Origin of the sequence: Microbacterium sp., from assembly GCF_031178445.1 — a bacterium.
In the GTDB taxonomy this organism is placed as follows: domain Bacteria; phylum Actinomycetota; class Actinomycetes; order Actinomycetales; family Microbacteriaceae; genus Microbacterium.
In genome coordinates this window covers 16,679-37,728 of record NZ_JAPSIY010000014.1, presented here as the reverse complement: position 1 = coordinate 37,728, position 21,050 = coordinate 16,679, and the positions used below count along the sequence as shown (strand labels likewise).

Below are 21,050 nucleotides of genomic sequence, written 5' to 3'. Positions count from 1 at the left end.
CGTCATGGCGCGTCCTGATGCGTCCGTGTCGCTGTCGGCGCTCGCTCGGCTCGGCTTCGTAGAGCTGTCTGCGGCTTCAGCCGCCCTCACCGAGCTGTCCGAGCTGACGGGTCTGGACCGAGCAGTCCTGGTCGATGGGCTCACTGCGGCCGATCCGGACGCCGCCGTCTCCGGCATCCTCCGCATTGCGCGACGCGACAGCGCCAGGGCGACCGACGTCCTGCGGGACCCCGTGTCGCGCGCGGCCTGCTGGCGCCTGTTCGGCGTCTCGTGCGGACTCGCCGCGTTCTTCGAGCGGCATCCGGATCAGCTCGATGCGCACGCCGTCTGCCGTTCCGATCTGCCGGCGGAAGAGGAGCTGCGCGAGCGGATGCTCGCGGCCGTGAACGTGCGGGACGGGTTCGGCGACGCCGGTGACGCCGCGCGCGTCGCGCTTCGGGTGGCCTACCGTCGCTGCCTCGCGGAGATCACGGCGGCCGATCTCGCCGCCGATTCGGCCACGGATGCGATCGCCGCTGTGTCGGCAGCCCTGGCGGATGCGGCGGCGGCGGCGCTCGAGGGCGCTCTCGCCGTCGCGCGCGCGGAGGTCGCGGCCAGCACGGCGACCCGCGCCGAGGTCGCGGCGACGCGCCTTGCGATCATCGGCATGGGAAAGACCGGGGCACGGGAGCTGAACTACGTCAGCGACGTCGACGTGATCTTCGTCGCAGGCACCGCCGACGAGGATGTCGTCGCCGAGGCGAGGGCGGTGGACATCGCGACCCGACTGGCGCGCGAGACCATGCGGGCGCTGTCGGGCATCGAGGCGGAGCCCGCGCTGTGGGAGGTCGACGCCGCGTTGCGGCCGGAGGGCAAGCAGGGCGCGCTCGTGCGCTCAGTGGCCTCGCACGTGGCCTACTACGACCGCTGGGCGAAGAGCTGGGAGTTCCAGGCGCTTCTCAAGGCGAGGGAGATTGCGGGCGACCGCGGGCTCGGTGCCGAGTACATCGGCGCCGTGCAGCCCAAGGTGTGGTCGAGCGCCGCCCGGGAGGACTTCGTCGGCAGCGTGCAGCGCATGCGCGAACGCGTCACCGAGCACATACCCGCCGATGAGATGTCCTACCAGCTGAAGCTCGGGCCCGGCGGGCTGCGCGACATCGAGTTCACCGTGCAGCTGCTGCAGCTCGTGCATGGACTCACCGATCCGTCGCTGCGCACCAGGGGGACCCTGGAGTCGCTCGACGCCCTCGCGGACGGCGGGTACATCGGCCGCGTCGAGGCCGCGACGTTCGCCGATCAGTACCGGGTGCTGAGGCTGCTCGAGCATAGGCTGCAGCTGCGCGACCTGCAGCGCACTCACTTGATGCCCCGCGACGACGAAGGTCTTCGCACGCTGGCCCGTGCCACGGGGCTCGCGGACAGCGCGGCGGGCCTGCGTGCAGTGTGGGACGGGGTGCGACGTGAGGTGCGTGATCTGCACGTGCGCCTGTTCTACCGGCCCCTGCTGGCGGCGGTGGCGTCGCTGCCCGCCGAGGAGCGGGAGCTGGCAGGCGGCCTCTCCGCACAGCAGGCCGGAGACCGTCTCGCGGCCATCGGCTTCCGCGATGCGGCGGGAGCGCTGCGGCACATCGCCGCGCTGACCTCAGGGCTCAGCCGCAAGGCGACCATTCAGCGGCACCTCATGCCCGTGATGCTGCGCTGGTTCGCGGAGGGGACCGATCCCGACTACGGGTTGATCGCGTTCCGGCGCATCAGCGAGCGTCTTGGCGACACGCACTGGTTCCTGCGGATGCTGCGAGACTCGTCCGGCGCCGCTGAGCGGCTGACGCGGGTGCTGTCGAGTTCCCGGTACGTCGGCGAGCTGATGGAGTGGATCCCGGAGTCGGTCGCGTGGCTGGACAGTGCGGACGCACTCCGCCCACGCGGGGGCGCGGCACTTGACGAGGAGGCCAGAGCGATCCAGACCCGCCACGCCACCATCAAGGACGCATTGCGCGCGGTGCGCGCGCTTCGGCGGCGCGAACTGCTGCGCACCGCCATGGGCGCGGTGCTCGATCACATCGGCGTCGACGAGATGGCCAGAGCACTGACGGAGATCACCGAGGCGGCGATCCAGGCCGCATTGCGGGCCGTGCGGCGAGAGGTCGTCCCTGCGGAGGACGACGCGCTGGATTTCTCCATCATCGCGATGGGCCGGTTCGGCGGCGCGGAGCTGGGGTTCGGCTCCGACGCCGACGTGCTGTACGTCTACGACCGGAACGGGGTCGATCCGCAGCGTGCGCAGCAGTACGCGTCGAAGATCGTCGCAGGGTTGCGCGAGCACCTCACCGATCACCGGGTGCCGCTCGACCTCGACGCAGATCTGCGCCCTGAGGGGCGCAACGGGGCGATCGTTCGCACCATCGATGCGTACACCCAGTACTACCGCCGCTGGTCGCTGTCGTGGGAGGCCCAGGCGCTGCTTCGCGCCCGGGGGATCGCCGGCAGCGCCAAGCTGATCGCGAAGTTCACGGAGCTGGCGGACGGCATCCGCTATCCCGAGCAGATCTCGCAGCAGGACGTGCGGGAGATCAAGCGCATCAAGGCGAGGGTCGAGGGAGAGCGGCTCTCTCAGGGGGTGGATCCTCGGCGGCATCTCAAGCTCGGCCCCGGCACGCTCAGCGACGTGGAATGGATGGTGCAGGTGCTGCAGCTGCAGCACGCCCATCGCGTGCCCGATCTGCGCACGACGTCGACCATGCAGGCGCTGGATGCCGCGGTGCTCGCCGATCTCATCCCTGGCCCGGCGGCCGAGCGACTTCGTGAGGCCTGGGTGCTCGCCAGCCGGTTGCGCTCGGCGATGACGCTGCTGACCGGGCAGACCAGGGATCTGCTTCCCAGTGACGTGCGCGATCTGGACGGCGTCGGCAGGCTGCTGGGATACCCTGACCGCGCGGCCACAGCGCTGGACGAGGAGTACCTGCGGGTCACGCGACGTGCGAGACGCGTCTTCGAGAAACAGTTCTACGGGTAGGGGGAGATCATGGCTGAGCGCATCGGAATCGTGTGGAATCCGGTCAAGGTCACGGAGGACGAACTGAAGTCGGCTGTGGAGCAGGTCTTCGGCGCCGACGCGGATGTGACCTGGTGGGAGACGACCGAGCACGACCCGGGACTCGTCATGGCGGCCGAGGCGGTGCAAGCGGGCTGCGACGTGGTGGTGGCGGTGGGTGGTGACGGCACGGTGCGCACGGTAGCCGAGGCAGTCGCCGGGACGGACACCGCGCTCGGCATCGTGCCCCGCGGCACGGGCAACCTCCTCGCCCGTAACCTGGGCGTTCCGCTGGGCGACATCTCAGCCGCGCTGGAGCGCATCCGCGATGGCGAGGCCAGACCGCTCGACCTCGGGTGGGTGGCTCTGGGCGACGGCGAGGATGCCGATGAGCAGGCCTTCACCGTGATGATCGGCTTCGGCATCGATGCGCAGATGCTCGCCGAGACCGACGACGAGCTCAAGGCGAAAGCCGGCTGGCTGGCCTACGTGCAGGCGCTCGGGCGGGCGGCCGCGGCCACCGAGCTCGTGGATGCAGAGATCGCTCTCGACGACGAGGACGCCGAGTCGGTGCGCGTGCACACCATGCTGATCGGCAACTGCGGCACGATCCAGGGAGGGATCATGTTGCTTCCGGACGCCACGCCGGACGACGGACGACTCGACGTGCTGCTGGTGAGCGCCGAGGGGTTCGCAGGGTGGCTCGACACCGCCCGGTCGGTGCTGTGGGACAACGGTCTGCGCCGGCTGCTCAGCCGCGCGGAGGATGCGATCAGCACTGATTCCGCGACTCATGCCTCGGCCGAACGCATCCGTGTCGTCCTGCGCGAACCGCAGGCCTTCGAGATCGACGGCGAGGAGGCAGGCGAGGTCTCATCGTTCACCGTGCGCGTGCAGGCCGGTGCGGTGAGGGTCCGCTGATGGCCATCGCGCTCGAGAACGTCGGCATCGCCGTGCGCGACATCGAGGAGGCGGTGGCGTTCTTCACCGACCTCGGTCTCACACTGATCGGACGCGACACCGTCAGCGGGGAGTGGACCGACACCGCCGTCGGACTCGACGGCAATCACGCGAAGATCGCGATGCTGCAGACCCCCGACGGCCACGGCCGGCTCGAGCTCTTCGAGTACATCCACCCCGACGCGATCGAGACCGAGCCCACCCGACCGAATGAGATCGGCATGCATCGCGTCGCGTTCTCGGTCGATGACATCGACGCGGCGCTGGAGATCGCGGCCCGTCACGGCTGCCACCCGCTGCGCGGCGTCGCCGATTACCAGGACGTGTATCGCCTGACCTACTTGCGCGGCCCGAGCGGCATCCTGGTGATGCTCGCGGAGGACCTGACCCGGCGCTGAGTGCCCTCTCGTGCGAGAAACCACTTCTCGCATGAGGCACCTGTGGGGAACAGGGGCCTGGTGCAGGAAGTGGTTTCTCGACGGGTCAGCGCTCAGACGCCGTAGTAGAGCTCGTACTCGTACGGGTGCGGACGCTGCGCCATCGGCAGGATCTCCTTCTCGTACTTGTAGTCGATCCAGGTCGAGATGAGTTCCTTGGTGAACACGCCGCCCTCGAGCAGGAAGTCGTGGTCGTTGCGGAGTGCCTCGAGCGAGTCGAGCAGCGAGTTGGGCACCTGGGGGATGTTCTTCGCCTCCTCCGGGGGAAGCTCGTACAGGTCCTTGTCGATCGGCTCCATCGGCTCGATCCGGTTCTTGATCCCGTCGAGACCGGCCATCAGCTGCACCGCGAACGCCAGGTACGGGTTGCCCGAAGCATCCGGCACGCGGAACTCGATGCGCTTGGCCTTCGGGTTCGACCCGGTGAGCGGGATGCGGATCGCCGCCGACCGGTTGCCCGCGGAGTAGGCGAGGTTGACCGGCGCCTCGAAGTGCTTCACGAGGCGGTGGTAGCTGTTCAGCGTGGGGTTGGTGAACGCGAGCACGGCATCCGCGTGCTTGAGGAGACCGCCGATGTACCAGCGTGCCGTGTCGCTGAGCTGCGCGTAGCCGGTCTCGTCGAAGAACAGCGGCTTCCCGTCGAGCCACAGGGACTGGTGCGTGTGCATGCCCGAGCCGTTGTCGCCGAAGAGCGGCTTCGGCATGAACGTGGCCGTCTTGCCCCATTCCTCGGCGGTGTTCTTGACGATGTACTTGAACTTCAGCACATCGTCAGCCGCGCGCACCATCGTGTCGAAGCGGTAGTTGATCTCGGCCTGGCCGGCGGTGCCGACCTCGTGGTGCGAGCGCTCCACCAGAAGACCGGCGTCGGCCAGCTTCAGGCAGATGTCGTCGCGCAGGTCGGCCTGCTTGTCGACCGGCGCCACGGGGAAGTAGCCGCCCTTGAACGGCGTCTTGTTTCCGAGGTTGCCGCCTTCCTCCTTGCGGCCGGAGTTCCATGCCGCCTCGTCGGAGTCGACGGCGTAGAAGCTCTTGCCGGCGGTGACCTCGTAGCGCACGTCGTCGAAGACGTAGAACTCGGCCTCCGGGGCGAAGAAGGCGGTGTCTGCGATGCCTGTCGAGGCCAGGTACTTCTCGGCCTTCTTGGCGACCTGGCGCGGGTCCTTGGAGTAGATCTCGCCGGTGCGGGGGTTGTAGATGTCGAACACCATGATCAGCGTCTTCTCGGCGCGGAACGGGTCGAGATAGGCCGTCGTGACGTCGGGGATCAGCTGCAGGTCGGATTCGTGGATGCTGGCGAACCCGCGGATCGAGGAGCCGTCGAACAGCTGCCCGTCACGGAAGAAGTCCTCATCGACGGATGCTGCCGGGATGTTGAAGTGCTGCTGGACACCGGGGAGATCCGTGAACCGGATGTCGAGGAACTTGACGTCCTCGTCCTTGATGTAGCTCAGTACCTCGGAGGGATCTGTGAACATGTACGACTCCTGATCGGGTTTCGGTCCGAATGCAACCTTACGCAGGTTATGGCCGCGGCGTTTCCCGGCGATGTCCGTCGTGTTTCGGGCATGTTACGCGGCGCGGGTAGTGTTGGAGGGTGACGGATGCCGCCCAGAACCACCCCGGTGAACGCCTCGGATTGCCCGAGAAGGGGCCTCGCAGCATCGCCCGCATCGGCCGACGGATCGGCGCTCTCGCCATCGACTACTTCGCGGCGACGGTCATCGCGATCGGCTTCCTCGGCTACGACCAGTTCGCGCTCCCCGGTGAGGCGGGCTGGCGGCAGTTCGCTCCGATGATGGTGTTCGCCGCGCTTCAGATCCTCTTCATCCCGACCACGGGCGGAAGCCCGGGGCACCTGATCCTCGGCATGCGCGTGGTGCGGCTGGGCGGCGGCTGGATCGGGCTGTGGCGGCCGGTCGTGCGTACCCTGCTGCTGATCGTCGTGATCCCCGCTGTGATCTGGGACGCCGATCAGCGCGGCCTGCACGACAAGGCGGCCGGCACGGTGCTCATCAGGGTCTGACTCGTCAGAGCTTGCCGCGGTTGCGGCGCCGTGCCTCGCGCGGCGCCCGCCCGCCGAGGAACGACCGGGCCGGATCGACGGTGAAGCCGCGTCGCAGCGCCTCGCGGCCGATCAGCATCCGGAAGCCCATCTCATCACGATTGCTCAGCGTGACCTCCGAGACCACCTCGCGATCGACGAGGCGCACCCGCAGCTTGACGACGAGCCGCTCCTGCGCGTGGCCGGACGAGCTGCGCACCGCGCGCCTGTCGTGCACGGGCCGTTCGACGACGACGGCGTCCTCCTGGCTGTCCTGCCACGGCTTGACCTTGAACCGCACCCAGTCCTGACCGTCGCGGTCGAACTCGCGCACGTCGAAGGCGTGCAACGACGAGGTGCGTGCCCCCGTGTCGATCTTCGCCTTGATCCACTCCACGCCGAGATCGGGCAGGCCCACCCACTCGCGCCACCCCGTCATCGTGTTTGAATGAGAAGACCGGCTCACCTCTACATCCTGGCAGGAAACATCTGTGAAGATCGCCGTCCTCTCTCGGGCACCGCAGGCATACTCCACCCAGCGCCTTCGCGCAGCCGCACAGCAACGCGGTCACAACGTGAAGGTGCTGAACACACTGCGCTTCGCGATCGATCTCACCGCGGATGCCCCTGATCTCTTCTATCGCGGACGGCAGCTCAGCGACTACGACGCCATCCTGCCGCGCATCGGCAACTCCATCACCTACTTCGGCACCGCGGTCGTGCGCCAGTTCGAGCAGATGGACGTCTACACGCCCAACACCGCGAACGGCATCTCCAGCGCGCGCGACAAGCTCCGCGCGAACCAGATCCTCTCCCGGCACAACATCGCGATGCCGGCGACGGCCTTCGTGCGCAATCGTGCCGATGTGCGTCCGGCGATCGAACGGGTCGGCGGTGCGCCTGTCGTGATCAAGCTGCTGGAGGGGACGCAGGGGATCGGCGTCATCCTCGCACCGCAGGTGAAGGTCGCCGAAGCCATCATCGAGACGCTGCACTCCACCAAGCAGAACGTGCTGATTCAGAAATTCATCGCAGAGAGCCGCGGCCGCGACATCCGTGCCCTCGTGGTCGGCGACCGGGTCGTCGCCGCCATGCGCCGTGTGGCCGACGGCGATGAGTTCCGCTCCAACGTGCACCGGGGTGGGCGGGTCGAGCCGGTCACGCTCGATCCCGTGTACGAACAGACCGCCGTCCGCTCCGCCCAGATCATGGGGCTGCGGGTCGCCGGCGTCGACATGCTCGAAGGCGACGAGGGACCGCTCGTCATGGAGGTCAACTCGTCACCGGGGCTGCAGGGCATCGAGGCAGCGACGAACCTGGACGTGGCCGGCGCGATCATCGACTACATCGCGAATCAGGTGGCCTTTCCCGACATCGACATCCGACAGCGGCTCAGCGTCTCGACCGGCTACGGCGTGGCAGAGCTGGTCATGCACTCGGGCGCCGAGCAGGTCGGGAAACAGCTGGGTGACCTCGGGCTCTGGGATCGCGACATCACGGTGCTGACCCTTCACCGCGGGGTGAGCGTGATCCCCAATCCGCGCAAGCATGTCGTGCTCGAGGCGGAGGACCGGCTGCTGTGCTTCGGCAAGCTGGAGGAGATGCGCTCCATGATCCCGGAGAAACGTCGCCGCCGCGCCAAGGTCCGCAGGCTTCCGAAGGAGCCGCTGGGCGAGTGAACGACGATGGCCCCTCACCGATCGGTGAGGGGCCATCGTGCACATGCGGGGCGGCGGATGCTCAACGCGGGCGCTGGGCGCGCACCTTCGTGGGGTCGATGCCCTTCGGGATCGGCAGGGACGACAGCGACTGCGACACCGATTCGATGCGGCGGATGACCGCCGCCATGGTGGCCTTGTCGATCGCCTTCGGCAGCTTCTTGATGGTCTTCGCGAGGTCGGCGATCGGCACTTCGTCCTCGCCGTGGCCGATGTAGAGCACGGTCACGGGAACGCCGTGCGCCACTCGCTGCGCCTTGACGCGCTCCTCGTTGACGAGGCGGGTCAGCCGGCCGCGGGTTCCCTCGCCGACCACGACGATGCCGCCACGACCGACAGCGCGGTAGACGGCCTCCTGCGTCTTGGGGTTGATCCCGACCGGAGTGTCGGAGGCCTGCCAGCGGCGGCCGAGGCTGGTGCTCAGCACGTGCCCGCTCGCACCGGGCATGCCGTCGATCTTCGCGTACATCGCATTCGTCGACAGCCTCGTCATGAGGAACATCGCGCCGAGCAGGCCGAGCATGAGGCCGGTGATGCCCCAGAGCACGAGCGAGAGGACGTTCGGTCCTCCGATGAGAAGGCCGAGGATGAGTCCGATGAGCACACCGGCGACGAGGATGGCGATCTGTGCCCACGGCAGCCAGCCGTAGACCTCGCGGGTGAACCGGAACAGCGAGCGGATCTGCGAGAAGAAACCCGGACGCTTCTCGGGTTCGTGAGCACGTTTTGCCATGAACACCAGCCTACCGATTCCACACCGAGCGTTCGCTCTGCACAGAGACAGGATCCACTCGTTCTGTCCACATTCGTCGCGCAGCGGACGCGCCGGCCACGTGCATCGGCTGTCATGAAGTCATGGATGGCATGCATGACCTCGTTCCGGCCGCGCACCGGGCCCTACGCCGCGTGGACGCGCAGGACTCGGCTGTGCCGGGGAAGCTGGTCACCGACGGCGATCGGGTCCGTGTGCGAGTCGACGCGGAAGCCGTGCCCGACGTGCTCTGGGCCTTCGCGGAAGCGGAGCACATCGCCGGCGTGAGGGACGTGCTCCGCCGGGCAGACGGCCAGGACGCCCTGCTGCCGTGGTGCACCGATCGGGTCGAGGCCTTCCTGGGGAGGCGGGTCGCTGCCGAGCTCGCTCTTGCGCCGGGAGAGACGGTCACCCTGGTCGGGAGCCTGCTGCGCGGCCTCGGAGAGATCGGCGACGCCACGATCCACGGCAGCTGGTGGCTGACGGATGACATGCGTCCGCTGTTCGTGCCCGGCGAAGGGACGGCGTGCACTGTCGCGAGCACCGCCATCGTCGAGCGGTTGCGCGAGGCGTGCACCGACCGGGCGATGGAGCGGCTGCTGGCAGAGGTCGCTCAGATGCCGGATGACGCCCGGATGCTGCTGCGGAACCTGGAGCGCTGGGAGCGAGAGCTCACCGAGCTCGCGGCACCCAGGCCGCTCCGATCGGCTGAGCTCGCGCCGGCGCGCGTGGACGCCATTCCCGCGCACCGGGCGCTGCTTCCCGAGGTGGTGCGGCAGGTCACATCGCAGCGCCAAGGGCGACGCCGCGCCGATGCGGAGCGGGCCCGCGCCGCCACCGTGAAGAGGACATGGAGACGACTCGAATCGGCGGACGTGCTCTCGGTGATCGCGGCCGGGGTGCGCTCCACGGGTGCGCGTCTGCGTGAGAAGGTCCCAGTCCTGCCGTCGCGCACGGTCACGGGGTCGCCACAGAATCGAACGGCCCGTCGTGGCCGGATGCTCTTCGTCGGTGCGGGGGCCGCGGCGATCGTTCTGATCGGTGGGCTGCTCTGGCCGAGCGACGAGCACGACGTATCGTCCGCTGTGGAGAAGCCGGTCCCAGCGAGCGCAGCGCCGACCGACGCTGCGGACGGACCCACTCCGCTGCAGAGTGACCAGGAGACCGAGGAGGCGACCGGCTCGGCCGACCATCCGGCAGGCGGCAGGCCGGAAGAGCGTGCACAGGCGTCCGTCGTGGACGCCGCCGCGGAACTGCTGAGTGAGATCGGCGAGTGCGCGCACCGGCAGGAGGGCGTCTGCGCCGAGGCGATCGTGGAGGGTGCGGGGGAGACCGTCATGACCAGGCTCGGCGACGATGTGCGGGGCCGCGCCCCTGCGCTAGTCGACGACTACGGCGATGTCGCGGTCGTTCGACTCTCCGAGGGTCGCACGCATGGCGAGCAGATGCTGGTGCTCGTCGTGCAGAACGACGGATGGCTGGTCCGGGACGTCTATGACGTCGCCGGCCAGCCATCCGTTGAGGGGTGAGGCCGATCAGGCTCCGAGGTTGGCCGCGAAGTCGGCAGCCTCGAGACGGCTCTTGATCGCGCCGAGGAAGCGAGCCGCATCCGCTCCGTCGATCGTGCGGTGGTCGTACGAGATCGCGAGGTACACGTACGAGCGCACGGCGATCGCGTCGACGCCGTCGACGGTCACCACGCCGGGGCGTTTGAAGACGATGCCCGTGCCCAGGATCGCCGACTGCGGCTGGAACACCAGCGGCGTGTCGAACAACGCACCGCGCGAACCGGTGTTGGTCACGGTGAACGTGCCGCCTGCCAGCTCGTCGGGCTTCAGCTTGTTGTCGCGCGTGCGGGCGGCGAGATCCGCGATCTCGTGGGCCAGCTGGGCCAGGTTCTTCGTCGCGGCGTCGCGCACCACGGGGGTGAGCAGACCGCGCTCGGTGTCCACGGCGATCGAGATGTTCTCGGTCTCCGGGTAGACGATCTTGTCGCCGTCCACCGACGAGTTGATGATCGGGAACGCCTGCAGGGCCTCGGCGGCCGCGAGGGTGAAGAACGGAAGGAACGAGAGCTTGTCACCGGTCTTCTTCTGGAAGTCGTCCTTCACCGAGTTGCGGTATGCCGCAAGCTTGGTGACGTCGACCTCGACGAAGGTGGTGAGCTGTGCGGTCTGCTGCAGCGAAGCGACAGCACGCTCGGCGACCAGCTTGCGAAGACGCGACATCGGCTGCGTCGTGCCGCGCAGCGGTGAGACCTCCAGCGGCGCAGCAGCCGGAGCGGCAGCGGCGGCCGCCGGGGCCTGGCTCTTGGCCTCGGCCGCCTTCAGCACGTCCTCCTTGCGGATGCGTCCGCCCACGCCGGTGCCCTTGACGGACGCGAGGTCGACGCCCTGCTGGTTCGCCAGCCGGCGCACGAGGGGGGTGACGTAGAGCGAATCCGAATCCGAAGCGGCGTCAGCCGGCTCGGCGGGAACGGCCTGAGCGGGTTCGGGCGCGGCAGGAGCAGCAGACGCGGAGGGCGCGGGAGCGGCCTGTGCCGGGGCAGATGCCGCCTGGGCAGGTACTGCCTGGGCGGGTGCTGCGGGCGCCGGAGCGGGCTGGGCGGCCGGGGCCGGCGCGGCTGCGGCCGGGGCGGGCTCGGCCGCGGCTGCCGGCGCGGCACCGGAGCCGATCCTGGCGAGCACGGCGCCGACGGCGACCGTCTCGTCCTCAGCGGCGAGGATCTCCTGAAGCTTCCCGGCGACGGGCGACGGGATCTCGGTGTCGACCTTGTCGGTCGAGATCTCCAGCAGCGCCTCGTCGACCTCGACGTCGTCGCCCACCTGCTTCAGCCAGCGGGTGACAGTGCCCTCGGTGACGCTCTCTCCCAGTTCGGGGAGCACGACATCGGTGGCATCGCCGGACGGCGCGGCGGGCTGCTCGGCGGCCGGTGCGGCGGCTTCCTGAGCCGGCGCGGACTCTGCGGCGGCAGGCGCGGCTTCGGCGGCAGGCGCGGCTTCGGCGGCGGGTGCGGCTTCGGCGGGAGCCTGCTCTGCAGCGGGAGCGGCGGCCTCAGGGGCGGAGCCGGACGAGCCCGCACCGCTGCCGTCACCGATGCGCGCCAGCAGGGCGCCGACCTCGACGGTCTCGTCCTCGGCCACGAGGATCTCCTCGATGACGCCGCTGACGGGAGAGGGGATCTCGGTGTCGACCTTGTCGGTCGAGATCTCGAGCAGGCCCTCATCCGCCTGCACGGTGTCGCCGACCTGCTTGAGCCAGCGGGTGACCGTACCCTCGGTGACGCTCTCCCCGAGTGCGGGAAGGACCACGGGTGTGCTCATGACGGAGTCTCCTTCAGAAAATCTTTGTGACGCCCCCAGCTTAGTGACCTGGGAGCAGGTTGGTTGGTTCAGAGTGCGTGAAGCGGTTTTCCGGCCAGAGCGAGGAATGCCTCGCCGAGCGCCTCGCTCTGCGTGGGGTGCGCGTGGATCAGAGGTGCGATGTCCTCGGGATGCGCCTCCCATGCGACGGCCAGCTGGCCCTCCGTGATCAGTTCGCCGACTCGGTCACCCAGCAGATGCACGCCCAATACGGGACCGTCCTTCTGGCGGACGACCTTCACCGTGCCCCCGGTTCCGATGATCTCGCTCTTGCCGTTGCCTGCAAGGTTGTACTCGTAGGAGACGACGCCGTCGGCGCCGTGAGCGGCGACAGCAGCCTCCTCGGTGATGCCGACAGACGCGACCTCGGGGCTGCAGTACGTGACTCTCGGGATCTGCGTCTCGGGCAGCACGGGCACCTGCATGCCGGCGATGCGCTCAGCGACTGCGATGCCCTGCAGGAAGCCGCGGTGCGCGAGCTGCAGCCCGGGCACGATGTCGCCGACCGCCCAGACGCGCTCCACGCCGGTGCGCAGCTGGTCGTCGACGGTCACGAAACCGCGGTCGAGCGTGATCCCGGCCTCCTCGAAGCCCAGCCCGGCCGTCGCGGGGCCGCGGCCCACGGCGACGAGGAGGTAGTCGGCCGTGAACGTCTTGCCGTCCTCCAGCGTCACCGTCACCTGCGCGTCATCCTGCTCGGCCTTCTGGAAGCGCGTGCCCAGGTTGTACGCGATCCCCTTGCGGCGGAAGGCCCGCTCCAGCCCCTTGCTGAGGGCGATGTCCTCGTTCGGCACGAGATGCGCGAGCGCCTCGACGATGGTCACGTCGGCGCCGAAGGAGTGCCAGACGCTGGCGAACTCGACGCCGATGACACCGCCGCCGAGGACGATCACAGAACCGGGGATCTCGTCCAGTGCGAGAGCCTGCTCGCTGGTGAGGATTCGCCCGCCGATGTCGAGGCCGGGAAGCGATCGGCTGTACGAGCCGGTGGCCAGCACGACGTCCGCCCCGATGTAGCGGTCATCGCCGACGGTGACGGAGCGGTCGGGCTCCAGGCGCCCCTCGCCCGAGACCACGGTGATGCCGCGGGCCTTGATCAGACCTTCCAGACCCTTGAACTTCTTCGCGACGATGCCCTCGCGATAGGCGCGGACACCCGCCGCGTCGATGGCTTCGAGGGTCGCCGTCACGCCGACGGATGCGGCGCTGCGCACGTGGTCCGCGACCTCGGCGGCGTGCAGCAGCGCCTTGGTCGGGATGCAGCCGCGGTGCAGGCACGTGCCGCCGACCTTGTCCTTCTCGATCAGTGCCACGTTCTTGCCCAGCTCGCTGGCGCGGAGCGCAGCCGCATAGCCGCCGCTGCCGCCGCCGAGGACGACGAGATCGAACTCGCGGGTGGCCATCATGACTCCTTGCCGACGGACGCGCGAGCGAACTCGACGAGAGAGCGGACCGTCGCGCCGGTCGGTCCCTTCTCTGTGAAGCCGTAAGGCGAGCCTTTGTGCTCGGCGGATCCGGCGATGTCGAGATGAACCCAGGGGATGCGGGGGGCGTCCTCGGCATCGGAAGTGCGCCCGACGAAACGCTGCAGGAAGAGCCCCGCGAAGAGCGATCCGCCGGAGCGATCGCCCATGTTCGCATTCACCATGTCGGCGATCTGCGACTCGAGCGACTCCTCCATGTACTCGGGCAGAGGCAGGCGCCACGCCGGCTCACCCACCGAGTCCGCCGCGGCGAGGTACTCGGCGACGGCGTCGTCGTGGCCCATGACGCCCGTGTGGCGCATCCCGAGCCCGACGATGATCGCTCCCGTGAGCGTCGCGACGTCGACGATGACGTCGGGGTTCTCGCGGCTGGCCGCGACCAGTCCGTCGGCCAGCACCAGGCGGCCCTCGGCGTCGGTGTTGAGCACCTCGACCGTCTGGCCGTCGAGCATGCGCAGCACATCCCCCGGGCGGGTAGCACGGCCGGATGGCATGTTGTCGGTGATGCACATCCAGGCGGTGACGCGCACGGGCAACTGCAGGGCGGCGATCGCACGGGTGGCGGCGAGGATGGTCGCAGCGCCGGCCATGTCGAACTTCATGCCGACCATGCTCGCGGCAGGCTTCAGCGAGAGGCCGCCGGTGTCGAAGGTGATGCCCTTGCCGACCAGCGCGACGTGGCGCGTCGCGTCAGCGGGGGAGTAGTCGAGCCGGACGAGGCGGGCGGGGCGGTCGGAACCGCGGGCGACGCCGAGGATCCCGCCGTAGCCCTGCTCCTCGAGCTGGTTCTCGTCGAGGATCTGCACGTCCACGGGCAGGTGGGCGACGGCTTCGGCCGCCGAGTCGGCCAGCTGAGCGGGACTCTGCCACTCGGCAGGCGTGTTGACCAGGTCCTTCACGAGGGCGACGCCCTCGGCGACGGCTCTGGCGTGTGCGAGCGCGTCGTCGCCGAGCGCGGAGGCGTGCAGCAGCACGGACTCCGCGCGGGCGGGCTTCTTCTCACTGCGGTAGTCGTCGAAGCGGTAGCCGCCGAGGAGTGCGCCCTCCGCCGCCGCGTCCGCGAACCGCTCCAGACCGGGGGCGAATCCGATCGAGATGGTCGTGAAGCCGGTGAGGCTGCGTGCGGCTGTCGCGGCGGCATCGCGCACGGTCGCGGCGTCCGGCGACTTGCCGGCACTCACCACGGCCAGCGGCAGCGACGTGATGCCGGGCAGGTGGACGCGCGTGTACGCAGAAGCGGAGCCCTTGTAGCCGACGCCCGAGAGTGCCTCGGCGAGTCCCTCGTACGCCGCCAGCGCCTCCGGTGACGTGTCGGGATCGGGGATGACGAGCACTGCGGCATCCGCAGCGCCTCCGGGGAACGGATCGGTCGTGTGCGAGATCACGGGAAGCGTCATACCTCCATCCTAGGGAGCGTGCCCGCACCGGCGTCGCGCGGAGCGCCACGCGTGTTCGCTGTCAGCATGAGAGTCGAGGGCCATGCCGTCGCGGCGGCTCGTAGCATGGAGACATGCCCTTCTCCGCAGAGCTGTACGAGCCGGTCGCCGGTGCGCCCGACGTGCCGACGGGACTGCCTCTGATCGTTCTCCTCACCGGGTTCACGGATGCAGGCAGCGCCGTATCGGGCCTGATCGACCATCTGCACGACACCACCGACCCCCAACCGCTGGCGATCTTCGACAATGACGTGCTGCTCGACTACCGAGCGCGTCGCCCGGTGATCGTGTTCGATCAGGATCACCTGACCGAGTACCGCCCCGCCCGGCTCGAACTCTCGCTCGCGCACGATGCGCTCGGCCAGCAGTTCCTACTGCTGTCGGGTTACGAGCCGGACTTCGCCTGGGACGCGTTCAGCCGCGTCGTGCTGGACTTCGTCGACGCCTTCCAGGTCTCAGGGGTGGCCTGGGTGCACTCCATCGCGATGCCGGTTCCGCACACCCGGCCCCTCGGCACGACGGTGAGCGGCAACCGGCGCGACCTCGTCGCCGCGCATTCAGTCTGGCGTCCACGGACGCAGGTGCCCTCGACGGCCGGGCATCTGCTGGAGTTCCGCATGGTCGAGCACAACGTGCGCGTCGCGGGATTCGTGCTGCTGGTGCCCCACTATCTCGCCGACACCGAGTACCCCGACACCGTGCTCGCCGCAGCCGACAAGCTGATGATCGCCACCGGACTGGTGCTGCGCATGGACGAGGTGCATTCACGCCGCGAGGACTATGTCGCGCGCGTCGAGGAGCAGGTGCAGGGCAACGACGAGCTGACGCAGATGGTGCACACCCTCGAGCGCCGGTACGACGCGTACATGGCGGGGACGGCCGTCGACGGCGAGGAGCGCATCGACGAGCGCGATCTGCCCAGCGCAGATGAGCTGGCGGCCGAACTGGAGCGATATCTGGCCACGCGCCGACCGGGCGACGAGGACAAGCTCGGCTGATCCGGCGCGCGGATGCGGAGATGATGACGCCCTACGCATCCGGGTGTGTGATAATGGACGTCCGACCCATTGTCAACCATCGCTTTTCGAGCGTTGAGCTTGACAAGGGTCTTACTAGTGTCCGAAATGGCCCGGGGTGCGTGCACCGCCCCGTGAAAGGCGAAACGTGACTCCTGCCACGACCAAGAAGACCCGGACGACCACGAAGAAGACGGCTGCTGACGCGGAGGCCACTGAGGTCGAGGCGCCCGAGACCGCGGCGCCCCAGAAGAAGGCTCCTGCAGGCAAGGCGGCGGCCAAGCCCGCTGCGAAGAAGACGACGGCCAAGCGCGCCAAGAAGGATGCCGAGCCCGAGGTCGAGGAGGAGACCACCGAGGCGGCATCCGAGCATGACGAGGAGGAGGGCGACAAGAAGCCCGCCTTCACCGAGCCGCTCCCGACCGGCGCCATCGTCATCTCGTCCAGCGACGAGGACGACGTCCCGGTCTACTCGACCCAGATCACCGGCGCCACCGCCGACCCTGTGAAGGACTACCTGAAGCAGATCGGAAAGGTCGCGCTGCTCAACGCGGCCGAAGAGGTCGAACTCGCCATGCGCATCGAGGCCGGCCTGTTCGCGGAGGAGAAGCTTTCGGCCATGTCGGCGGCCGAGAAGTCCAGTCAGCTGGGCCTCGACCTGCAGTGGGTCGCCCGAGACGGTCAGCGCGCCAAGAGCCACCTGCTCGGCGCCAACCTGCGTCTGGTCGTCTCGCTCGCAAAGCGGTACACCGGCCGCGGCATGCAGTTCCTGGACCTGATCCAGGAGGGAAACCTGGGCCTGATCCGCGCGGTCGAGAAGTTCGACTACACCAAGGGCTTCAAGTTCTCCACGTACGCCACCTGGTGGATCCGCCAGGCGATCACCCGCGCCATGGCCGACCAAGCCCGCACCATCCGCATCCCGGTGCACATGGTCGAGGTCATCAACAAGCTCGCCCGCGTGCAGCGTCAGATGCTGCAGGACTTGGGCCGCGAGCCCACGCCGGAAGAGCTGTCGCGCGAACTCGACATGACGCCCGAAAAGGTCGTGGAGGTGCAGAAGTACGGCCGCGAGCCGATCTCACTGCACACCCCGCTGGGTGAGGACGGCGACAGCGAGTTCGGCGACCTGATCGAAGACACCGAAGCGGTCGTGCCGGCGGACGCCGTGGGCTTCACGATGCTGCAGCGTCAGCTGGAGCAGCTGCTCGACTCGCTGTCCGAGCGCGAGGCCGGAGTGATCCGGATGCGCTTCGGACTCGGCGATGGCCAGCCGAAGACCCTAGACCAGATCGGCGACACGTTCGGGGTGACGCGCGAGCGCATCCGTCAGATCGAGTCGAAGACGATGGCGAAGCTGCGTCACCCGAGCCGCTCCCAGTCGCTGCGGGACTACCTCGAGTGATGGCCGAGGCGAACAAGGGCAAGGCCCTCAACGTCGAGGTCGACGGCACCTCGTATCAGCGCATCCCGATCCGCACGCGCGTGGTCATGCCCGGTGACGACCTCGATCAGATCGTTCGCGAGTACACCGCGGGGCAGCTGCAGCATGGCGACCTGCTCTTCGTGACCGAGAAGATCGTCGCGATCACCCAGGGCCGCTCATACCAGCTCGACGAGATCAAGCCCCGCGGGCTGGCGCGTTTCCTGTCGAAGTACGTCACGCGCACCAGCTACGGCATCGGGCTCGGCATGCCCGAGACGATGGAGATGGCACTGCGCGAGTGCGGAACGCCCCGCATCCTGCTGGCCGCGGCGGTCTCGGCTGTGACGAAGCTGTTCGGACGGCGCGGTGACTTCTACCGCGTGGCGGGCTATAAGGCCCGTTCGATCGATGGGCCGACGTCGCACACGATCCCGCCGTACAACACCGCCGTCGTGCTGGGGCCCGAGCGCCCCAGAGAGGTCGCGCGCCACGTGCGGACGCTGCTCGACGTGCCGGTCGAGGTCGCTATCGTCGACATCAACGACATCGGCGGCAACATCCTCGGGTCCACGCTCGACAGGGCGGGGGAGCAGCGCCTGGTGCGCATCCTCAAGGACAACCCGCTCGGGCAGGGGCACGAATCGACGCCGATGGGCATCATCCGCACCGTCTGAGCGCACGGCCCGGCGCGGTGCACGCGCCGGGCCCGCCCCGACACAGGAAGGCGACCAATGGGTCACGGCCGCGCCAGCGCGACGATCGCCGTCGGCACTCTCGCCTCACGGCTCAGCGGACTGCTGCGTGCGGTCGTACTGGTCGCAGCCATCGGGTCGGTCGGCAAGGCATCGGACGCCTTCGCCGTCGCGAACCAGCTGCCGAACAGCATCTACCAGGTCATCTCGGCAGGTGTCCTCACCGGTGTGATCGTGCCCCAGGTGGTGCGCGCGAGCGCACAGAAGGACGGCGGTCACGCCTTCCTGGCCAAGCTGCTGACCCTGGGCACGCTCATCGTCGGCGCCATCACGGTCGTGGCGACGCTCGCCTCGCCGTTGCTGATCGACCTTTACGCCGATTTCGGCACCGCACAGCATTCGCTGGCGACGCAGTTCGCCTACTGGTGCGTGCCGCAGCTGTTCTTCTACGGGATGTTCGCGCTGCTCGGCGAGATCCTCAACGCCAGGCGGGTCTTCGGACCGTACGCGTGGGCCCCGATCGTCAACAACGTGGTGTCGATCGCCGGCTTCGCGCTGTTCATGGTGCTGTTCGGACAGGACCGCAGCACGCTCGAGGGCTGGTCTGCGCAGATGGTGCTGATGCTGTCCGGCACCGCGACGGCCGGCGTCATCGCGCAGACAGTGGTGCTCGTGCTGTTCTGGCGTCGCGTTGGCATCCCGTTGCGTCTCGACTTCCGCTGGCGCGGCATGGGGCTCGGGCACATGGGCAGGCTCGCCTTCTGGACCTTCCTCACCACCCTCGCCGGTCAGATCGTCGGCATCGTGCAGTCGCAGACGGTGACCCCTGCGTCTGGTGAGAACGCCGCCGTCGCCGCGTCGCAGTACGCCTGGCTGGTGTTCATGGTCGCGTATTCGATGGTCGTGATCGCTGTCGGCACACCGTACTTCACCCGCATCAGCGAGCACGCCGCCGCCGAAGAGCACGGCGAACTGCGTGAGACGGTCAGGCAGTCGATCCGCATCCTCGGACTGCTCATCGTCATCGCGACAGCAGCCATCGCGGTGGCGTCGCTGCCCGCGTCGCGCATCTTCAGCAACAGCGCCGCCGACGCCGTCGCAATCGCGCCGCTGCTGCTGGCCTATCTGGTCAGCTTGCTGCCGCTGGCGGTGCTCTACATCGTGCAGCGCACCTTCTACGCCTACGGCGACGCGCGCACTCCGTTCATCTACACCCTCGTGCAGGCCGCCCTGGTGCTGGTCCTCACCGTCGTCGTCGCGATGACCACGCCGCTCGAGCAGCGCGCAGCCGCCGTCGCACTGGCACAGTCCTTCGCCAGCACGGTGCAGACCGTGGTCGCCGCGGTCCTGCTGCGCAGGAAGTTCGGTTCATTCGGTCTGGCACCGACCTGGCTCGCGCTGTGCCGGTTCGTGCTGATGGCCATCCCCGCCGCGGGCGCGGGGTGGGGTGTGTTCCTGCTCGCGGGAGGCGCCGACGGCTGGATGCTGCACGACAAGTTCTGGGGCGCCCTCGGCGCGGCACTCATCGCCGTCGTGACCGGCGGGGTCTACGCCGCGCTGCTGGCCGTGTTCCGGGTGCCGGAGCTCGGGGCTGCGGTGCGAATGCTGCGGCGTCGCTGAGCGGACTCCGGCGAGAGCCGGAGGAGATCCTTGAAAAGGCCGTGGAACCCGCCGCGTCAGAATCCGATGGCCGCGCGGTAGCGGTGCTTGTTGCCGGTGCGGATGCCCGAGACCGACGGCTTGTTCTCGTAGACGCCGGCGCCCCAGTTGCCCTCCACGAGCACGGGACCATCCGGCGTGATCACGATGTCCCAGCCGACGTACTGGATCTGGGGGACCACACGCGCGACCTGGTCGATGAACGCCACGAGCTCGTCGAACATCGGCAGCTGGAAGTCGGCGATCGGGAAGCCCGAGTCGGGGTGGTGCTGGTGCACGTGGCCGTGCGAGTCGTAACCGGCGGAACGGGCATGTCCCTTCTCGTCCAGCATCGTGTAGAAGCCGCCGTAGGTCATCTGGTCGCTGACCGCGCCGCGGCCGAACTTCTGCGCGACGGCGAGCACGTGCGTCTGCTCTCCGTCGAAGAACGCGGTCACGCGGGTGGTGTTGACCGTGCCGGGGCAGACCGCCGACAGGTCGTCGTGTTGCACGATGACCTGCTCGACGAGAAGCTCACCGCGCTGCAGCAGCTCGCGGTGGAACCGCTGCCAGTCGTCCACATCAGCGGCGTGATAGCGCTTCACGCCCGTGCCGGCCTGCCCCATGGGGGTCTTCGTGATGAGCGTTCCATGGCGACGGGCGAAATCCTCGAGCTTGGCCGCGTTGCCCTCCTCGACCTGCATCCATTCGCGGCGGAGGAAGGCGTCGAAGGTGCGGTTGAACGCCAGCTTGTCCTGGAACAGATGGCGGTACGCCTCGGCGTCGTACTTCTGCGACAGCTGGTTCGAGACCGGGTGTGTCATGTAGGTCGAACGCTCCGCGGCGGTCAGCATCGCGAAGTCGTAGTCGACGTAGTCCTGGAAGCCGACGTTCTTGAACGCCGCGCTCCATAGCATGTCCGCGACGACCGCGGGAACCGCCTTGCCGTGCTGGTCGTGCACCTCACGGGCCCGGGTGAGCACCGATCCGACATCGATGCGACGGGCGCGGCCGATGAGGTATCGCAGGCGGGGCATGACGCCAAGGCCGTTGGCAGGCATTCGTTCTCCAGATCG

The 21,050-nt window shown here is 68.6% G+C and carries 17 protein-coding genes; 10 read left to right on the top strand and 7 right to left on the bottom strand.

All coding sequences use genetic code 11. The features are described from left to right. Positions 1-4 precede the first annotated feature (4 nt). The 3 genes from RIN43_RS15435 to RIN43_RS15425 are packed head-to-tail and all read left to right on the top strand — an operon-like array spanning position 5 to position 4,368. Positions 5-2,992 carry a bifunctional [glutamine synthetase] adenylyltransferase/[glutamine synthetase]-adenylyl-L-tyrosine phosphorylase gene (locus tag RIN43_RS15435; RefSeq protein WP_309129814.1) on the top strand — a complete coding sequence of 996 codons (2,988 nt, stop codon included), beginning with the start codon at positions 5-7 and terminating at the stop codon, positions 2,990-2,992. A gap of 9 nt (positions 2,993-3,001) precedes the next feature. Beyond that, positions 3,002-3,931, top strand: coding sequence for a diacylglycerol kinase family lipid kinase (locus tag RIN43_RS15430; RefSeq protein ID WP_309129813.1), 930 nt, complete (start codon positions 3,002-3,004; stop codon positions 3,929-3,931). After that, complete coding sequence (locus RIN43_RS15425; protein ID WP_309129812.1) at positions 3,931-4,368, top strand: VOC family protein; 438 nt, start codon at positions 3,931-3,933, stop codon at positions 4,366-4,368. Before RIN43_RS15430 ends, RIN43_RS15425 begins: the two co-directional genes overlap by 1 nt. A gap of 92 nt (positions 4,369-4,460) precedes the next feature. Here RIN43_RS15425 and glnA read toward each other — a convergent pair whose 3' ends face one another. Then, a complete protein-coding gene (gene glnA, locus RIN43_RS15420) occupies positions 4,461-5,885 on the bottom strand; it encodes a type I glutamate--ammonia ligase (protein ID WP_309129811.1) in 1,425 nt (474 codons plus the stop codon). Positions 5,886-6,004: 119 nt separating this feature from the next. Here glnA and RIN43_RS15415 point away from each other — a divergent pair, with 119 nt between their 5' ends. After that, positions 6,005-6,433, top strand: coding sequence for an RDD family protein (locus RIN43_RS15415; RefSeq protein WP_309129810.1), 429 nt, complete (start codon positions 6,005-6,007; stop codon positions 6,431-6,433). A 4-nt stretch (positions 6,434-6,437) separates the two neighbouring features. Here the strand turns inward: RIN43_RS15415 and RIN43_RS15410 are convergent, their stop codons facing one another. Then, on the bottom strand, positions 6,438-6,890 hold the full coding sequence (locus tag RIN43_RS15410; protein ID WP_309129826.1) for a RimK/LysX family protein: 453 nt from the start codon (positions 6,888-6,890) through the stop codon (positions 6,438-6,440). Positions 6,891-6,942: 52 nt separating this feature from the next. On the opposite strand from RIN43_RS15410, the gene RIN43_RS15405 reads away from it, so the two are divergent. Continuing rightward, positions 6,943-8,130 (top strand): RimK family alpha-L-glutamate ligase, encoded by a 1,188-nt coding sequence (locus RIN43_RS15405; RefSeq protein WP_309129809.1) that lies wholly within the window; start codon positions 6,943-6,945, stop codon positions 8,128-8,130. 61 nt (positions 8,131-8,191) lie between these two features. Here RIN43_RS15405 and RIN43_RS15400 read toward each other — a convergent pair whose 3' ends face one another. Continuing rightward, positions 8,192-8,902 (bottom strand): DUF4191 family protein, encoded by a 711-nt coding sequence (locus RIN43_RS15400; RefSeq protein ID WP_309129808.1) that lies wholly within the window; start codon positions 8,900-8,902, stop codon positions 8,192-8,194. Positions 8,903-9,024: 122 nt separating this feature from the next. Here RIN43_RS15400 and RIN43_RS15395 point away from each other — a divergent pair, with 122 nt between their 5' ends. Then, positions 9,025-10,449 (top strand): hypothetical protein, encoded by a 1,425-nt coding sequence (locus RIN43_RS15395; protein WP_309129807.1) that lies wholly within the window; start codon positions 9,025-9,027, stop codon positions 10,447-10,449. Positions 10,450-10,455: 6 nt separating this feature from the next. Here RIN43_RS15395 and sucB read toward each other — a convergent pair whose 3' ends face one another. The 3 genes from sucB to RIN43_RS15380 form a co-directional block, all read right to left on the bottom strand. Beyond that, a complete protein-coding gene (gene sucB / locus RIN43_RS15390; protein ID WP_309129806.1) occupies positions 10,456-12,243 on the bottom strand; it encodes a 2-oxoglutarate dehydrogenase, E2 component, dihydrolipoamide succinyltransferase in 1,788 nt (595 codons plus the stop codon). Between the two features lie 68 nt (positions 12,244-12,311). Further along, complete coding sequence (gene lpdA / locus RIN43_RS15385; protein ID WP_309129805.1) at positions 12,312-13,685, bottom strand: dihydrolipoyl dehydrogenase; 1,374 nt, start codon at positions 13,683-13,685, stop codon at positions 12,312-12,314. Beyond that, complete coding sequence (locus RIN43_RS15380) at positions 13,685-15,163, bottom strand: leucyl aminopeptidase (protein WP_309129804.1); 1,479 nt, start codon at positions 15,161-15,163, stop codon at positions 13,685-13,687. Before RIN43_RS15380 ends, lpdA begins: the two co-directional genes overlap by 1 nt. Positions 15,164-15,276: 113 nt before the next feature. Here RIN43_RS15380 and RIN43_RS15375 point away from each other — a divergent pair, with 113 nt between their 5' ends. From RIN43_RS15375 to murJ, 4 genes are all read left to right on the top strand, one after another. Continuing rightward, positions 15,277-16,200 (top strand): PAC2 family protein, encoded by a 924-nt coding sequence (locus RIN43_RS15375; RefSeq protein WP_309129803.1) that lies wholly within the window; start codon positions 15,277-15,279, stop codon positions 16,198-16,200. Positions 16,201-16,366: 166 nt separating this feature from the next. Further along, positions 16,367-17,623 (top strand): RNA polymerase sigma factor, encoded by a 1,257-nt coding sequence (locus RIN43_RS15370; RefSeq protein WP_309129802.1) that lies wholly within the window; start codon positions 16,367-16,369, stop codon positions 17,621-17,623. Then, positions 17,623-18,318, top strand: a complete 696-nt coding sequence (locus RIN43_RS15365; RefSeq protein ID WP_309129801.1) for a coenzyme F420-0:L-glutamate ligase — start codon at positions 17,623-17,625, stop codon at positions 18,316-18,318. Before RIN43_RS15370 ends, RIN43_RS15365 begins: the two co-directional genes overlap by 1 nt. Before the next feature lie 57 nt (positions 18,319-18,375). Further along, on the top strand, positions 18,376-19,956 hold the full coding sequence (gene murJ / locus RIN43_RS15360) for a murein biosynthesis integral membrane protein MurJ (RefSeq protein WP_309129800.1): 1,581 nt from the start codon (positions 18,376-18,378) through the stop codon (positions 19,954-19,956). A 56-nt stretch (positions 19,957-20,012) separates the two neighbouring features. On the opposite strand, the gene RIN43_RS15355 is transcribed toward murJ, so the two are convergent. Further along, positions 20,013-21,011, bottom strand: a complete 999-nt coding sequence (locus RIN43_RS15355; protein ID WP_375163760.1) for a sugar-transfer associated ATP-grasp domain-containing protein — start codon at positions 21,009-21,011, stop codon at positions 20,013-20,015. Positions 21,012-21,050: the final 39 nt, after the last annotated feature.

Coding starts and splice junctions, on each gene's coding strand:
- RIN43_RS15435 (WP_309129814.1), top strand. CDS start 5: ATGGCGCGTCCTGATGCGTCCGTGTCGCTGTCGGCGCTCGCTCGGCTC.
- RIN43_RS15430 (WP_309129813.1), top strand. CDS start 3,002: ATGGCTGAGCGCATCGGAATCGTGTGGAATCCGGTCAAGGTCACGGAG.
- RIN43_RS15425 (WP_309129812.1), top strand. CDS start 3,931: ATGGCCATCGCGCTCGAGAACGTCGGCATCGCCGTGCGCGACATCGAG.
- glnA (WP_309129811.1), bottom strand. CDS start 5,885: ATGTTCACAGATCCCTCCGAGGTACTGAGCTACATCAAGGACGAGGAC.
- RIN43_RS15410 (WP_309129826.1), bottom strand. CDS start 6,890: ATGACGGGGTGGCGCGAGTGGGTGGGCCTGCCCGATCTCGGCGTGGAG.
- RIN43_RS15400 (WP_309129808.1), bottom strand. CDS start 8,902: ATGGCAAAACGTGCTCACGAACCCGAGAAGCGTCCGGGTTTCTTCTCG.
- RIN43_RS15395 (WP_309129807.1), top strand. CDS start 9,025: ATGGATGGCATGCATGACCTCGTTCCGGCCGCGCACCGGGCCCTACGC.
- sucB (WP_309129806.1), bottom strand. CDS start 12,243: ATGAGCACACCCGTGGTCCTTCCCGCACTCGGGGAGAGCGTCACCGAG.
- lpdA (WP_309129805.1), bottom strand. CDS start 13,685: ATGGCCACCCGCGAGTTCGATCTCGTCGTCCTCGGCGGCGGCAGCGGC.
- RIN43_RS15380 (WP_309129804.1), bottom strand. CDS start 15,163: ATGACGCTTCCCGTGATCTCGCACACGACCGATCCGTTCCCCGGAGGC.
- RIN43_RS15375 (WP_309129803.1), top strand. CDS start 15,277: ATGCCCTTCTCCGCAGAGCTGTACGAGCCGGTCGCCGGTGCGCCCGAC.
- RIN43_RS15365 (WP_309129801.1), top strand. CDS start 17,623: ATGGCCGAGGCGAACAAGGGCAAGGCCCTCAACGTCGAGGTCGACGGC.
- murJ (WP_309129800.1), top strand. CDS start 18,376: ATGGGTCACGGCCGCGCCAGCGCGACGATCGCCGTCGGCACTCTCGCC.
- RIN43_RS15355 (WP_375163760.1), bottom strand. CDS start 21,011: ATGCCCCGCCTGCGATACCTCATCGGCCGCGCCCGTCGCATCGATGTC.